Origin of the sequence: Micromonospora sp. DT46, from assembly GCF_049841735.1 — a bacterium.
Taxonomy (GTDB): domain Bacteria; phylum Actinomycetota; class Actinomycetes; order Mycobacteriales; family Micromonosporaceae; genus Micromonospora; species Micromonospora reichwaldensis.
The window spans coordinates 84,755-99,308 of sequence record NZ_JBNCKW010000011.1; the positions used below are offsets into that span (position 1 = coordinate 84,755).

The window sequence follows — 14,554 nt, forward strand, 5'->3', positions numbered from 1 at the left end:
CGCCACGCCTGCCGTGAGGCTAGTTCCCCTTCCCCGCCCCCGCCAGGCCGCGCGGCTGACGCCGGATGACGGGTGGTCTCACCGACGGGGCAGCTCGACAGCGCCGTGACGCGGACACCCCAGCCGGTCGAGGGCCGCCGGCGACCCGACGGGCCCGACCGCGCTGAGGACCAGCGCGTTGAGGACGGCGCGTTCAGGAGCAGCGCGTTGAGGAGGACGGCGCCGCGGGTCAGCCCGGGCGGCGGGCCGAGACGGCGGTGGCGTCCCGGTCGTCGTCCCGGGTCACCGTGGGGTGCAGGCCCACGGCGGTCAGCGCCGCGCGGAGCGCCTCCACCTGCCCCTCCCCCGCCTCGACCACCAGGTGCCCGCCCGGGGCCAGCCAGCGCGCCGCGCCCTCGGCGACGCGGCGCAGCACCGCCAGGCCGTCCGGCCCGCCGTCGAGGGCCACCGGCGCCTCGTGCAGCCGGGCCTCCGGCGGCATCAGCGCCACCGCCGCCGTCGGCACGTAGGGGGCGTTGGCCAGCACCAGGTCCAGCCGGCCCCGCCAGCGCACCGGCAGCGGGTCGTACAGGTCGCCCTCGAAGACCGGCACGGCCAGCGGGGCCAGGTTGCGCCGGGCGCAGGCCACGGCGGCGGGGTCCACGTCGGCGGCGGCCAGCCAGCGCGGCGCGAGCCGGCGGGCCAGCGCCACCGTGGTGGCGCCGGAGCCGCAGCACAGGTCCACCACGGCCGCCGCCGGGCCGGTCACCGCGACGGCGACGTCGACCAGCAGGGCGGTACGCGCACGCGGCACGAACACGCCGGGGTCGACGGCGATCCGCTCGCCGCAGAACTCGGCCCAGCCGAGCACGTACTCCAGCGGCAGCCCGGCGACCCGGCGGTCGACCAGGCCGGCCAGCGCCTCGGCCGAGTCGGCGGCGGCGATCAGCAACTCCGCCTCGTCCTCGGCGTAGACGCAGCCGGCGGCGCGCAGCCGGTGCACGAGGGCGGGCCGGTCGGGGCGGAAGGAAAAGACGGTCACGGGGCACCTCCGGGCCGGTGTCCGGTGCTCAGCGGCTGGCGTCCAGTGCGGCGGTCACGTCGGCGACCAGGTCGACGGCGTCCTCGACCCCGCAGGAGAGCCGGACGAAGCCGGGCGGGGTGTCGTCGCCCCACTGGGCCCGCCGGTCGGCGGTGGTGTGCAGGCCGCCGAAGGAGGTGGCCGCGGCCACCAGCCGGGCCGCGTCGAGGAACCGCGCCACCCGCCCGGCGTCGCCGAGGTCGAAGCAGAGCACCCCGGGGATCCGTCGCATCTGGACCGACGCCACCGGGTGGGCCGGGTCGCCGGGCAGCCCCGGCCAGCGCAGCCCGGTCACGTCGTCGCGCCCCGCGAGCAGCCCGGCGAGGGCCTGCGCGTTCGCGGTCTGCCGGGCCAGCCGCAGGTCGAGGGTGGCCAGCGACCGGTGCGCGAGCCAGGCGTCGAACGCGCCCGGCACGGCCCCGGTGACGTTCCGCCAGGCGGTGACCGCGTCCCGCAGCTCGGGCGAGCGGGTCGCGACGTAGCCGAGCAGCAGGTCGGAGTGCCCGGTCAGGGCCTTCGTCCCGGAGGCCACCACGACGTCGGCGCCCAGGTCGAGCGGGCGCTGCCCGAGCGGCGTCGCCGTGGTGTTGTCGACCGCCACCAGGGCACCGGCGGCGTGCGCCCGGGCGGCCAGCGCCGCCACGTCGGCGACGTCCAGGCCGGGGTTGGCCGGGGTCTCCAGCAGCACCAGGCGTACGCCGTCGAAGGCCGGGTGCGGGCCGGCGGTCGGGGCGAGGAGCACCCGTACGCCGATGCCCTCCAGCGTGTCGGCGGCGAAGGCCCGGACGGCGAAGTAGCCGTCCGACGGGAGCACCACGGTGTCCCCCGGCCGCAGCAACGTCAGCAGCAGCCCGGTGATCGCGGCCTGCCCGCTGGCGAAGACCCGGCAGTCGCCCCCCTCCAGTTCCCCGACCGCCGCCTCCAGCAGCCGCCGGGTGGGGTTGTCCGGCCGGCCGTAGCCGTCGGGCGCCGCCGCCGGCCCCGCCCACGGGTCCAGGTGGTACGGCGCGGCGAACACCGGCCCGGGCAGGAACGGCTGGCCGGGAGCCGGCTCGGGCAGGCCGGCGCGGACGCAGCGGGTGCCGTCGTGGTCCTCGGTCACGTCGCTCACTCCGGCTTGGTGGTGCGGCTCATCAGCGCCTCGACGGCGAGCCGAGGGTCCATGCCCTCGTGGCAGACCAGCTCGACCTGCTCGGTGATCGGCATCTCCACCGCGTGCGCCCGGGCCAGGTCGCGCAGGGCCAGCGCGCTCTTGACGCCCTCGGCGGTCTGCCGGGTGGCGACGCGTGCCTCCTCCAGGGTCGCGCCCCGGCCCAGGTGCTCGCCGAAGGTGCGGTTGCGGGCCAGCGGCGACGAGCAGGAGGCGACGAGGTCGCCCATCCCCGCCAGGCCGGCGAAGGTGAGCGGGTCGGCGCCCAGGGCCACCCCGAGCCGGGCCGTCTCGGCCAGTCCCCGGGTGACGAGCATGGCCCGGGTGTTGTCGCCGAACCCCATCGCCACGGCGATGCCGTACGCCAGGGCGATCACGTTCTTCACCGCGCCGCCCAGCTCGCAGCCGATCACGTCGTCGTTGGTGTACGGGCGGAAGTAGGGCGTGGTGATGGAGCGCTGCACCTGCGTGGCCCGGTCGGCGTCGGTGCAGGCAACCACGGTGGCGGCGGGCTGCTCGGCGGCGATCTCCGGGGCCAGGTTGGGGCCGGAGACCACCACCACCCGGTCCGCCGCCACCCCGGCGGTCTCCACGATCACCTCGCTCATCCGCCTGGTGGTGCCGAGCTCGATGCCCTTCATCAGCGACACCAGGGTGGCGTCCGGATGCAGGTGGGCGGTCCACTCGGCCAGATTGCCGCGCAGCGTCTGCGACGGTACGGCCAGCACCACCTGCTCGGCCCCGGTGATCGCCTCGGCGGCGTCGCCCGTCGCCGTGACCCGCGACGGCAGCAGCACGTCCGGCAGGTACTCCGGGTTGCGCCGCTCGGCCCGGATCGTGTCGGCGACCGCCTGGCGGCGGGCCCAGACGGTGACGTCCCGCCCGGCGTCGGCGAGGATCTTGGCGAACGCGGTGCCCCACGAGCCGGCACCCAGGACCGCGACGTGCCCGCTCACGCCGCCGCCCCCGGCCGCCGCCGATCGACGGCGGGGCGCGCCGTCCGTTCCCACAGTGGTGGCGGGGTGCCGCCCCGGATCTCGGTGAGCATGTCACGAAGGCGCAGCATGATGGTGTCGGTCATCTCCTCGAGGACGGCCTTCGTCGGGGTCGACCCGGCCCATCGGCCCAGGTCGACGGGGGGTCCGGCGACCACGGTCACCGGGATCCGGGGGCGCGGGTCCAGTCGGGACCGGCGCGGGTCGAAGATGCGCTCCGGGCCCCACATGACGAGCGGGACCACCGGCGCCCCGGTGGCGAGCGCGAGGCGGGCGGCGCCGGTCTTGCCCTTCATCGGCCACAGCTCCGGTTCGCGGGTGATGGTGCCCTCCGGGTAGATCACCACCGCGCCGCCCTGGTCGAGCGCGGCGACGAGGTGGTCCAGCGACCGCACCGCGTCCACGGTGTTGCGCTCGACCGGGATCTGCCGGCACCGGTGCAGGATCCAGCCGATCACCGGGACCCGGAACACGCTGGCCTTGCCGAGGAACTGCGGCCAACGGCCGGAGTCGTAGACGAAGTGGGCCGCGACGAGCGGGTCGGCGTGCGAGATGTGGTTCGGCACGATGATCACGCCGCCGTCGCCGCGCAGGTGCTCCATGCCGTGCCAGCTGCGCCGGGTCCAGACGGTCATCACCGGCTTGACCAGCACCACGGCGAACCATTGCCAGAACCCCAGCCTCCGCCGTGTCACCGCGCCTCCTCGTGCCGCCCCGCCCTGCACCGGATCCGCACCCGGTGACGCCCGCAGCGGAAATCATGCCTGCTCGACCCGGGTCCGGCCAGAGAGGGTACCGCCGTACGGCTGGCAGGATGGCGGTGTGAGTCAGCCGAGGTGGACCGTGGTGGTGCCCGTGAAGCGCCTGGCCGCCGCGAAGAGCCGGCTGCGGGGGGCGCTGCCGGCCGTACCGCACGAGGAACTGGCGCTGGCCCTGGCCGCCGACACGGTCGCCGCGGTGCGGGCCTGCCCGGCGGTGGCGGGGGTGCTGGTCGTCACCGACGACGCCCGGGTGGCCGAGGCCGCCCGCCGCGCGGGCGCCCGGGCGCTGCCCGACGCCCCCGGCGCCGGGCTGAACGCCGCCTTCCGGCACGGCGCGTCGGTCGCGGGCGGCGGCTGGGTGGCCGGGCTCACCGCCGACCTGCCCGCGTTGCGCCCGGCCGAACTGGCGGCGGCGCTGCGGGCGGCCCAGGCCGCGCCCCCGGGCGTACGCGGGTACGTGGCCGACGCCCCTGGCCAGGGCACCGTGCTGCTGGCGGCGCCGCCGGGCGTGGCCCTGGATCCCCGCTTCGGGGTCGGCTCGGCCGCCGCGCACGCCGCGAGCGGGGCGCTCGCCCTCACCGGGGACTGGCCGAGCCTGCGCCGGGACGTGGACACCGCCGCCGACCTGGCCGCGGCGGCCCGGCTCGGGCTGGGGCCCCGCACGGCCGCGTTGGCCGCCGCCGGCTGCCCGGCCTGAGGGGCGTGTAGCGTGCGGGTCATGCAGGGCACGGTGGCCACCTACGACGCGGCGACCCGCAGCGGGACGCTGCTCCTCGACGACGGCACCGAGCTGGCCTTCCCGGCCCGGGCGTTCGACGCCTCCGGCCTGCGCCTGCTCCGCCTCGGCCAGCGGTTGCGCGTCGAGACCGACGACACCGGCGCGGTGGTCCGGGTGACATTGCCGACGATGGCCTGAGCGGCTGGTCGAAGTTCATTTTGCGTTAACCGCATCCGGGTGATTATGGGCAGGTGAGCACCCCTCGCAAGCCCTCCGCCAACCGACCGTCCACCGACCCGGCCGCCCCCCGCAACGGCACCCGGTCCCGGGGCGCCGACGGCCGCTTCCACGCCGACCCGACGGCCGCGACCCCGGAGGCGGCGCCGGCCGCGACCCAGGGCGAGGCGCCCACAGCGACCCCGGGCGGAGGGTCCGCCGCGACCCCGGGCGGAGGTTCCGCCGCGACCCCGGGCGGAGGGTCCGCCGCGACCGGCTCGGCCGACGCCGCCGGTGCCGGCGGCGCGGCCGCCTCCGCCGGGCTGGAGGAGGTGCTGGATGCGGCGCCGCCCGTCGAGGCGCCGGCGCCCGACCTCGTCGACGAGCCCCCCGCAGCGGAGCCGCTGCCGGAGGACCGCTTCCTCAACCGGGAACTCTCCTGGCTCGACTTCAACGCCCGGGTGCTGGCGCTCGCCGAGGACCCGCGCACGCCGCTGCTGGAGCGGGCCAAGTTCCTGGCCATCTTCGCCAGCAACCTCGACGAGTTCTACATGGTGCGGGTCGCCGGGCTGAAGCGCCGGCTCCAGGCCGGCCTGCCGGTACGCGGCGGGGACCGGATGCCGCTGCGCACCCAGCTGGAACTGGTCGCCGGGAAGGCCGCGACGCTGGTGGCCCGGCACTCGGCCTGCTTCACGGACGAGGTGCTGCCGAAGCTGGCCGCCGAGGACATCCGGATCCTGCGCTGGGCCGACCTGGACGACCCCGAGCGGGAACGGCTGCGCGCGTACTTCCGGGAGCAGATCTTCCCGGTGCTGACCCCGCTGGCGGTGGACCCGGCGCACCCCTTCCCGTACATCTCCGGGCGGTCGCTGAACCTCGCGGTGGCGGTCCGCGACCCGGACGGCGGCTCGGAGTTCTTCGCCCGGGTGAAGGTGCCGAACAACGTGCCCCGCTTCGTCCGGGTGCACCGCGACCTGCCGGGCGTGCGGATGCTGCCGGTGGAGGACCTGATCTCGGTGCACCTGGGGCAGCTCTTCTCCGGCATGCAGGTGGTCGAGTGCCACCTGTTCCGGGTCACCCGCAACGCCGAGGTGGAGGTCGACGAGGACCGCGACGAGGACCTGCTCCAGGCCCTGGAACGGGAGCTGGCCCGGCGCCGGTTCGGCCCGCCCGTGCGGCTGGAGGTGGCCGCCTCGGTCTCCGACCACGTGCTGGAGCTGCTCGTCCGCGAGCTGGACATGCACGACCAGGAGGTGCTGCGGGTGCCCGGCCTGCTCGACCTCTCCGCGCTCTGGCAGCTCTACGACGAGGCCGACCGGCCGGACCTGAAGGACCCGCCGTTCGTGCCGGCCACCCACCCCCGCCTCACCGAGGGCGAGGTGCCGCGCAGCGTCTTCGCGACCCTGCGCGACGGCGACATCCTGGTCCACCACCCGTACCACTCGTTCGCCACCAGCGTGCAGCGCTTCATCGAGCAGGCCGCCGCGGACCCGGACGTGCTGGCCATCAAGCAGACCCTCTACCGCACCAGCGGCGACTCCCCGATCGTGGACGCGCTCGTCGACGCGGCGGCCGCCGGCAAGCAGGTGGTGGTGCTGGTCGAGCTGAAGGCGCGCTTCGACGAGGTGGCCAACATCGGCTGGGCGCGCAAGCTGGAGCGCGCCGGCTGCCACGTCGTCTACGGCCTGGTCGGGCTCAAGACGCACTGCAAGACCGCCCTGGTGGTACGCCAGGAGGGCAACCAGATCCGCCGCTACTGCCATATCGGCACCGGCAACTACCACCCGAAGACCGCCCGGCTCTACGAGGACTTCGGCATGCTCACCGCCGACCCGGAGATCGGGGCCGACCTGACCGACCTGTTCAACGTCCTCACCGGCTACAGCCGGCAGACCGCGTACCGCCGGCTGCTGGTGGCGCCGCAGGGCATCCGCAGCGGCCTCATCGAACGCATCGAGCGGGAGATCGCGCACGTCCGGCTGGGCATGCCCGGGCTCGTGCAGATCAAGGTGAACTCGCTGGTCGACGAGAAGATCACGGACGCGCTCTACCGGGCCTCCCGGGCCGGCGTCCACGTGGACCTGGTGATCCGGGGCATGTGCACGCTGCGCCCGGGGGTGCCCGGCCTCTCGGAGAACATCCGGGTCCGCTCGATCCTGGGCCGGTTCCTGGAGCACTCCCGGATCTTCCGGTTCGGCAACGACGGCGACGCCGAGTTCTGGATGGGCTCGGCCGACCTGATGCACCGCAACCTGGACCGCCGGGTCGAGGCGCTGGTGCGGGTGAGCGACCCCGTCGCCCGGGCCGAGCTGGACCACGTGCTGACCGCCGCGATGAGCCCCGACGTGGACGCGTTCGAGCTGGCGGCGGACGGCACCTGGAGCCGGCGTACCGGCACGGCCGAGGAACCGCGGGTCCACCTCCAGGAGTTGCTGCTGCGTCGCGTCGGTGGCACGGCGGGCTGACCGGTACCCGCATAGGCTGACCTGATGCTGGATGAGCGGGACGCGGCCGGCCCCGGCCGGGGCCGGCCGCCCGGGTTCCCCGACGCCGCGCCCCCGATCCGGGCGGCGGGTGGTGTCGTGTGGCGCCCCGCCGACGACCCCGGGCCGGTCGAAGGGCCGGCCGCCGGGAGCACGGACGCCGCCCCGCGCGGTGGGGTGCTGGTCTGCCTCGTGCACCGGCCCCGCTACGGCGACTGGTCGCTGCCCAAGGGCAAGCTGGAGCCGGGCGAGCATCCGCTGCGCGCCGCCGTGCGGGAGGTGGCCGAGGAGACCGACGTCCGGGCGGTGCCGCAGGTGCGGCTGCCCACCGTGCGCTACCGCAGCGAGGGCCGCCCGAAGGTGGTCGACTACTGGTCGATGCGGGCGGTGGGCACCGGCGGCTTCCAGCCGGGCACCGAGGTCGACGACGTGCGCTGGCTCGGCGTGGACGAGGCGCTCCGGCTGGTCAGCTACCCGCACGACGCCGAGGTGCTGGCCGCGTACGCGGCCCTGCCCACGGTCACCGGGACGGTGGCGCTGGTCCGGCACGCCCACGCAGGCAAGCGGGCCACCTGGTCGGGCCCGGACACCGGCCGGCCGCTCGACGCTAAAGGCTGGGCGCAGGCCCACACGCTCGCCCCGCTGGTAGCGCTGGTCCGGCCGGCGCGGCTGCTGTCGGCCTCGGCCCGCCGCTGCGTACAGACCCTCGACCCGGCGGCGGCGCTGCTCGACCTGCCGATCGAGATCGACGGCGACCTGGACGAGCCGCGGCCGGGCCAGCAGCCCGACGAGTGCGCGCTGGCCGCCGCCGCCCGCCTGGCCGCGCTGGCGGCCACCGGCGAGCCGGTGGGGGTGTGCAGCCAGGGCAAGGTGATCCCGGGCGCCCTGGCCCGGCTCAGCGGGCGGCCGGGCGACTTCACCACCCCGAAGGGCGGCGGCTGGCTGCTCGCCTTCGCCGGCGACCGCCTGCTCGCCGGCGACCGCCTCTGACCGCGCGGCCACCGGGGCCGGCCGGTCCCGACCGGCCCGCTGGCGGCGGGTCAGGCCGGCCCGCTGGGCGGCGGGTCAGGCCGGCCCGCTGGGCGGCGGGTCAGGCCGCCCCGCTGGGCGGCGGGTCAGGCCGCCCCGTCGGGCGGCGGACGGCGGGCGGCGGTCCGGCCGCCCCGTTCGGCGGCGGGTCAGGCCGGTGGCAGGGTCAGCGTCACCGCGACCGGCAGGTGGTCGCTGGCCGTCCCTGGCGGGGCCGCCGCGTCGCCGGCGGCCAGGTCGGGCGTGACGAAGACGTGGTCGATCTGCTGGCGCGGGGTGTCCGCCGGGCTGGTCGGCAGGGGGCGGGCGGCGGCGAGCGCGTCGACCAGACCGGCCCGGGTGAACTCGGTGAACGCCGGGTCGCCCGGCTCGGTGTTCAGGTCTCCGGCGACCACCAGGGGACGGCCGGCCGCGTACCGCACGGCGAAGTCGGCGACCGCGCGGGCCTGGACCACCGGGTCCTCGCCGGGCGGCGGTTGCAGGTGGGTGGCGACGACCGCCAGGCGGACGCCCCCGCTGAAGTTCACGGTGACGCCGAGGGCCTGCGCACCGGTGGGCGCGCCGACCGCCGGCAGCGGCCGGGTCCGCGCCGCGTCCAGCGGCCACCGGCTCAGCACGGCGTCGCCCCAGAGCGGATCGGCGGCCGGCGCGAAGACGTACGGCATGTCCAGCCGCTCCGCCAGCAGGTCGAGCGTGTCGTGGCCGCCGTTGAGCAGCCAGCCCCGGTCCACCTCGCTGAGTGCCACGACGTCGGCCCCGGCGACGGCACGCGCCAGCGCGTCCGGGTCGAAGCGGCCGTCCATCCCGAACCCCATCCGCACGTTGTACGCCGCCACCCGCACCGTCTCCGGCGGCCCGTCCCGGTTGGTGGCGGAGAGCAACTCGTCGCTGGCGACCGCGGCCAGCAGCGTCACCACGGCGGCGGTGGCGGCCGTCCACACCGGCGGCAGCGGCGACCGGGCCGGCCCCGGGGTGGGACGCCTCGCCAGCGCGACGGCGGCGACCAGCACCGCCACCGCCACCGGCACTCCGGCGTTGGGGTGGCCGAGGTCGTAGGCGGAGTAGTAGGCCACCGCCGCGACGGCGAAGACGAGCATCCCGGCGACGGCGGCGTACCCGCGCCGCCCGGCCGCCCGCGCCGGGTCCTGCCCGTCACCGCCCCCCCGCGCCGGGTCCGCCGCGCCACCGGCCGCCCGCGCCGGGTCCTGCCCAGCGCCGTCGGGGACCGGGGTGCGGGCTTGGTCCGCGCCGTCGTCGCCCCGCCCGTCCGCCGCACCGGCCGACGCCAGGCACGCGCCGAGACCGACGGCGGTGAGCAGGACGGCCGGCAGCAGCAACTCCCCGCGTCCGAGGGCGACGAGGACGGCCCCGCCGACCAGGGCCACCGGCCCGAGCCACCGCCAGGCGCCCCGGCGGGGCGGGGCCAGCGCGGCGAGCAGGAACCCGCCGACCGCCACGGCGAGCGGGGCGGGGCCGAACAGCGGCACGGTGGCCACCCCCACCTCGTCGGCGGGATCCGACCGCAGCAGACCGAACTGGTAAGACATCGCCGTCCGGGCGACCGCCGGGGAGAGCGCCACCATGCCGGCGAGCAGCAGCGCCGGCCCGGCCAGCAGCCAGCTCCGTACGCCGCCCGTCCCGGCCGGCGGCGCGGGCCGCGCCTGCCCCGCCAGGAAGAGCCCCGCGACCCCGACGGCCGCCAACCATGCCGGCCAGTCCCCGAAGAACGCCGAGCGGTACGTGTCCAGCACCGTGTGCAGGACGGCCCCGACCGCCAGCCCGAGCGCCAACCCGGGCACGGGGCGATCAGTGCCGGCGGCGGCACCAGCGAGCCAGACCAGCCCGGCGAGCAGCCCGGCCGTGGCGAGCCAGAGCTGGAGCCGCCCGCCCGGCTGGCCGTTGACGGCGAGCCGGGCCACGACCAGCAGCACCGCGGCGACGAGTGTCACGGGGCGGGCGCCGACCCGACGGATCAGCGCGGGCGCGGCCAGGGCGAGCAGGAACCAGCCGAACGCGAACGCCCCCAGCAGTTCGGCGGGGGTCGAGGCGGCCTGCCCGAAGATGGTGATGACCGCCGGCAGGAAGACGCGCAGCACGTCGACCAGGAGCACGACGCCCAGGGCGAGGGTGACGGTGGTGAGGTGGCGGTAGCGCACCGGGCTGCCTTTCGCCGACCGGAAGGGGTGCGGCGATTCTGCGGGCGGGGCACGGTCGGGGTCAACGGGTGGGGGTGGACACGGCGAAGGGCGCCCACCGTCGGTGGACGCCCTTGTCGTACCGCCAGGGTCAGCGCTTGGTGGCGGTCTTCTTCGCCGCCGCCTTCTTTGCCGGCGCCTTCTTCGCCGCCGCGCTCTTGCTCGCCGTCGCGGTGGTCTTCTTCGCCGCCGTGGCCTTGGTCGCCGCGGTGGTCTTCTTCGCCGGGGCGGCCTTGGTGGTCGCGGTCTTCTTCGCCGCGGTGGTCTTGGTCGCCTTCGCCGCGGGGGCCTTCTTGGCCGCCGCGGTCGCCTTGGTCCCGGTCGCCTTGGTCCCGGTCGCCTTGGTCCCGGTCGCCTTCGCGCCCGCTGCCTTGGCCCCGGTGGCCTTGGCTCCGGTGGCCTTGGCACCCGTGGCCTTGGCACCCGTGGCCTTCGCCCCGGTGGCCTTGGCACCCGTCGTCTTGGCCGCCGCGGTGGTCTTGGCGGCGGACGTGGTCTTGGCGGCGGCAGCCGTGGTCTTCTTCGCCGCCGCCGTGGCCTTCGGCACCTTGCCGCTGGCCACCATCTCCTTGAAGCCGGCGCCGGGACGGAAGGTCGGGACGGATGTCTTCTTGACCTTCACCGCCTCGCCGGTCCGTGGGTTGCGCGCTGTTCGGGCGCCCCGGACGCGCTTTTCGAACGCTCCGAATCCGGTGATCGCCACCTTCTCGCCCTTGGTGACCGCCGCCTGGACCTCAGCGAGGACCGCGTCGAGCGCGGCCGTCGCCGTCTTCCGGTCCCCCAGGCGAACGGCGAGCGCCTCGATGAGCTCGGCCTTGTTCACGACTTCCTCCCGATTGTGCAACTGACTCGACGCGAGCCATTCTGCGCGCACGGTATGCCCTGTGCTGCCGGGACACAAACATTCGGTCGAAAAAAGCCCTTGTGTCGTAACGGATTCGCCCCCACCGGTGAGACCGGCGGGGGCGGAAACCGCTGTGGGATCGGGCGTACGGCTATGCGACCGAGGGCAGGAACGGCGGCCGGGCGGCCTCGAAGGCGCTGATCTCCGCCTCGTGGCGGAGGGTGAGTCCAATGTCGTCCAAGCCCTCCAGCAGCCGCCAACGGCTGAAGTCGTCCATCGGGAACGACCAGGTGGCCTCACCGACACGCACCTCGCGGGCGGTCAGGTCCACGGTGACGGGGGTGGTCGGGTCGGCCTCCACCAGGTCCCAGATCTCCTCGACCGCCTTCAATTCCAGCTCGACCGGGAGCAGCCCCTCCTTGAGGGCGTTGCCCCGGAAGATGTCGCCGAAGCGGGGCGCGATCACGGCACGGAACCCCCAGTCGCGCAGCGCCCAGACGGCGTGCTCCCGGGAGGAGCCGGTGCCGAACTCCGGACCGGCCACAAGAATCGACGCACCCGAATAGGTCTCATCGTTGAGCACGAATTCCGGGTCCTCCCGCCAGGCGCTGAACAAGCCGTCCGCGAAACCGGTCCGGGTCACCCGCTTGAGGTACACGGCGGGGATGATCTGATCGGTGTCCACGTTGGATCGCCGCAGCGGCACGGCGGTGCCCGTGTGGGTGGTGAACCTCTCCATCTGGGTGCCCTTCTACAGGTCGGCGGGAGCGGCCAGCCGGCCGGCCACGGCGGTGGCAGCGGCGACCGGCGGGGAGACCAGGTGGGTGCGTCCGCCCCGGCCCTGGCGGCCCTCGAAGTTGCGGTTGGAGGTGGAGGCGGAGCGCTGGCCCGGCGAGAGCGTGTCCGGGTTCATCCCCAGGCACATGGAGCAGCCGGCGAAGCGCCACTCGGCGCCGGCGTCGGTGAAGACCTTGTCCAGCCCCTCCGACTCGGCCGCCTCGCGCACGGCGGCGGAGCCGGGCACGACCAGCATCCGCACCCCGTCGGCGACCCGCTGCCCGCGCAGCACGTCGGCGGCGGCCCGGAGGTCCTCCAGCCGGCCGTTGGTGCAGGACCCGACGAAGACCACGTCGACCGCGAGGTCGCGCAGCGGGGTGCCGGGGCGCAGGTCCATGTACTCCAGCGCGCGCCGGGCGGCGGTCCGCTCGGCCTCGGTGACGAACTCCTCCGGGGTCGGCACCACGGCACCCAGCGGCGCGCCCTGGCCCGGGTTGGTGCCCCAGGTCACGAACGGGGTGACCGCGCCGGCGTCCAGGGTCACCTCGGCGTCGAAGGTGGCGCCCTCGTCGGTGGGCAGGGTCCGCCACCAGGCCAGCGCCGCGTCCCAGTCGGCGCCCTTCGGGGCGTTCGGCCGCCCCTTCAGGTACGCGAAGGTGGTCTCGTCCGGCGCGATCATGCCGGCCTTGGCGCCCCACTCGATGGACATGTTGGCGATGGTCATCCGCCCCTCCATGGACAGCGACCGGATCGCCTCGCCGCGGTACTCGACGATGTGCCCGCGGCCGCCGCCCGTACCCACCTGGGCGATCAGCGCGAGCACCAGGTCCTTGGCGGTGACCCCGGGACCGAGCTGCCCCGTCACGTTCACCGCCATCGTCTTCGGCCGGCTCTGCGGCAGCGTCTGGGTGGCCAGCACGTGTTCGACCTCACTCGTGCCGATGCCGAACGCGAGCGCGCCGAACGCGCCGTGGGTGGCGGTGTGCGAGTCCCCGCAGACGATGGTCATGCCGGGCTGGGTGACGCCAAGCTGCGGGCCGATGACGTGCACGATGCCCTGGTTCTCGTCGCCCAGCGGGTGCAGCCGCACCCCGAACTCGGCGCAGTTGCGGCGCAGCGTCTCGATCTGCGTACGCGAGGTCGGGTCGGCGATGGTGAGCAGGTCGCCGCGCCGCAGGCGGAACGACGGGTCGGCGTACCCCGTCGGGGTGTTGTGGTCCTCCGTCGCGAGCGTGAGGTCGGCGCGGCGCACCCGGCGCCCGGCGAGGCGCAGCCCGTCGAAGGCCTGCGGGCTCGTCACCTCGTGCAGCAGGTGCAGGTCGATGAAGAGCAGATCGGGCTCGCCCTCGGCGGACCGTACGACGTGCGCGTCCCAGACCTTCTCGGCCAGGGTCCTCGGCTCGGTAGTAGTGACTCCCACCATCTGGACATCCTAAATTCTGGGAGGTAAGTTTCGGCTTGTGGGACACAGTATGAGCGGTGTCGGCGTTCTCGACAAGGCGGTGGTCATCCTGGCCGCCTGCGTCGACGGCGCCAGCCTGGCCGAACTCGTTGAACGCACCAAGCTGCCCCGGGCCACCGCGCACCGGCTGGCGCAGGCGCTGGAGATCCACCGGATGCTCGTCCGGGACACCCAGGGTCGATGGCGTCCCGGCCCGCGCCTGGGTGAGCTCGCCAATGCCGCCCCGGACGTGCTCCTGACGGCGGCGGAGCCGCTGCTGGCGGCGCTGCGGGACGCGACGGGCGAAAGCGCCCAGCTCTACCTGCGCCGCGCCGACGAGCGCATCTGCGTGGCCGCCGCCGAGCGGGCCAGCGGCCTGCGGGACACCGTGCCGGTCGGCTCGGTGCTGCCGATGACGGCGGGCTCCGCGGCGCAGATCCTGCTCGCCTGGGAGCCGCCCGAGGCCGTGATGCCGCTGCTGCCCCGGTCGAAGTTCACCGGCCGCACCCTGGCCGAGGTACGCCGCCGGGGCTGGGCGCAGAGCGTCGCCGAACGCGAGGCCGGTGTGGCGAGTGTCTCGGCGCCGATCCGCGACCGCACCGGTCGGGTCATCGCCGCGATCAGCATCTCCGGGCCCATCGAGCGCCTGGGACGCCGCCCCGGCGAACGCCACGCGATGGCCGTGGTCCGAGCCGGCCAACGCCTCTCCGGCCTCTGACGCCCCCACCCACCCCACCCACCCGCCGGCTCACCCCCACCGCCGCCCATCGGCCCCGTGTCGATCAAGAAGTTTCCGCCCGGGTTCGACCCCGGACCGGGCGAAAACTTCTTGGTCGACACGACCGGCAGCGGCGTGGCCAGGGGCGGGGGTACCGCGCGCGGGGA

At 75.6% G+C, this 14,554-nt stretch carries 13 protein-coding genes; 5 read left to right on the forward strand and 8 right to left on the reverse strand.

Annotated features, from left to right (window positions below; all coding sequences use genetic code 11):
* Positions 1-229 precede the first annotated feature (229 nt).
* From ACLQ20_RS27440 to ACLQ20_RS27455, 4 genes are read right to left on the reverse strand one after another with little or no spacing between them, the layout of a single operon-like run.
* Positions 230-1,021, reverse strand: coding sequence for a putative protein N(5)-glutamine methyltransferase (locus tag ACLQ20_RS27440; protein ID WP_425858032.1), 792 nt, complete (start codon positions 1,019-1,021; stop codon positions 230-232).
* 28 nt (positions 1,022-1,049) lie between these two features.
* On the reverse strand, positions 1,050-2,171 hold the full coding sequence (locus tag ACLQ20_RS27445; protein WP_151456691.1) for a cystathionine gamma-lyase: 1,122 nt from the start codon (positions 2,169-2,171) through the stop codon (positions 1,050-1,052).
* A complete protein-coding gene (locus tag ACLQ20_RS27450) occupies positions 2,168-3,166 on the reverse strand; it encodes an NAD(P)H-dependent glycerol-3-phosphate dehydrogenase (protein ID WP_151456690.1) in 999 nt (332 codons plus the stop codon). The genes ACLQ20_RS27445 and ACLQ20_RS27450 overlap by 4 nt, the downstream gene beginning before the upstream one ends.
* The gene (locus ACLQ20_RS27455; protein ID WP_151456689.1) at positions 3,163-3,900 is read right to left on the reverse strand and encodes a lysophospholipid acyltransferase family protein; all 738 of its coding nucleotides are present in this window, start codon (positions 3,898-3,900) and stop codon (positions 3,163-3,165) included. Before ACLQ20_RS27455 ends, ACLQ20_RS27450 begins: the two co-directional genes overlap by 4 nt.
* Before the next feature lie 127 nt (positions 3,901-4,027).
* Between ACLQ20_RS27455 and cofC the strand changes: the two genes are divergently transcribed.
* The 4 genes from cofC to ACLQ20_RS27475 all read left to right on the forward strand — a co-directional run bounded on the left by cofC (position 4,028) and on the right by ACLQ20_RS27475 (position 8,373).
* The gene (gene cofC / locus ACLQ20_RS27460) at positions 4,028-4,663 is read left to right on the forward strand and encodes a 2-phospho-L-lactate guanylyltransferase (protein ID WP_151456688.1); all 636 of its coding nucleotides are present in this window, start codon (positions 4,028-4,030) and stop codon (positions 4,661-4,663) included.
* 21 nt (positions 4,664-4,684) lie between these two features.
* Entirely contained in the window at positions 4,685-4,882 is a 198-nt protein-coding gene (locus tag ACLQ20_RS27465) for a cold-shock protein (protein WP_192581542.1), read from the forward strand.
* A 341-nt stretch (positions 4,883-5,223) separates the two neighbouring features.
* Positions 5,224-7,365, forward strand: a complete 2,142-nt coding sequence (locus ACLQ20_RS27470) for an RNA degradosome polyphosphate kinase (protein WP_425858073.1) — start codon at positions 5,224-5,226, stop codon at positions 7,363-7,365.
* Positions 7,366-7,389: 24 nt separating this feature from the next.
* Positions 7,390-8,373, forward strand: coding sequence for an NUDIX hydrolase (locus tag ACLQ20_RS27475; protein ID WP_151456686.1), 984 nt, complete (start codon positions 7,390-7,392; stop codon positions 8,371-8,373).
* A gap of 188 nt (positions 8,374-8,561) precedes the next feature.
* Here the strand turns inward: ACLQ20_RS27475 and ACLQ20_RS27480 are convergent, their stop codons facing one another.
* From ACLQ20_RS27480 to leuC, 4 genes are all read right to left on the reverse strand, one after another.
* Positions 8,562-10,568: an endonuclease/exonuclease/phosphatase family protein gene (locus ACLQ20_RS27480; RefSeq protein ID WP_425858033.1), complete on the reverse strand. Its 2,007-nt coding sequence runs from the start codon at positions 10,566-10,568 to the stop codon at positions 8,562-8,564.
* Positions 10,569-10,698: 130 nt separating this feature from the next.
* Positions 10,699-11,430, reverse strand: a complete 732-nt coding sequence (locus tag ACLQ20_RS27485; RefSeq protein WP_425858034.1) for an HU family DNA-binding protein — start codon at positions 11,428-11,430, stop codon at positions 10,699-10,701.
* 172 nt (positions 11,431-11,602) lie between these two features.
* Positions 11,603-12,190, reverse strand: coding sequence for a 3-isopropylmalate dehydratase small subunit (gene leuD / locus ACLQ20_RS27490; RefSeq protein ID WP_151457654.1), 588 nt, complete (start codon positions 12,188-12,190; stop codon positions 11,603-11,605).
* A gap of 12 nt (positions 12,191-12,202) precedes the next feature.
* Positions 12,203-13,651 (reverse strand): 3-isopropylmalate dehydratase large subunit, encoded by a 1,449-nt coding sequence (gene leuC, locus ACLQ20_RS27495; protein ID WP_151457653.1) that lies wholly within the window; start codon positions 13,649-13,651, stop codon positions 12,203-12,205.
* Between the two features lie 49 nt (positions 13,652-13,700).
* Between leuC and ACLQ20_RS27500 the strand changes: the two genes are divergently transcribed.
* Positions 13,701-14,387, forward strand: a complete 687-nt coding sequence (locus ACLQ20_RS27500) for an IclR family transcriptional regulator (protein WP_013284529.1) — start codon at positions 13,701-13,703, stop codon at positions 14,385-14,387.
* Positions 14,388-14,554: the final 167 nt, after the last annotated feature.

Coding starts and splice junctions, on each gene's coding strand:
- ACLQ20_RS27465 (WP_192581542.1), top strand. CDS start 4,685: ATGCAGGGCACGGTGGCCACCTACGACGCGGCGACCCGCAGCGGGACG.
- ACLQ20_RS27475 (WP_151456686.1), top strand. CDS start 7,390: ATGCTGGATGAGCGGGACGCGGCCGGCCCCGGCCGGGGCCGGCCGCCC.
- leuD (WP_151457654.1), bottom strand. CDS start 12,190: ATGGAGAGGTTCACCACCCACACGGGCACCGCCGTGCCGCTGCGGCGA.
- leuC (WP_151457653.1), bottom strand. CDS start 13,651: ATGGTGGGAGTCACTACTACCGAGCCGAGGACCCTGGCCGAGAAGGTC.
- ACLQ20_RS27500 (WP_013284529.1), top strand. CDS start 13,701: ATGAGCGGTGTCGGCGTTCTCGACAAGGCGGTGGTCATCCTGGCCGCC.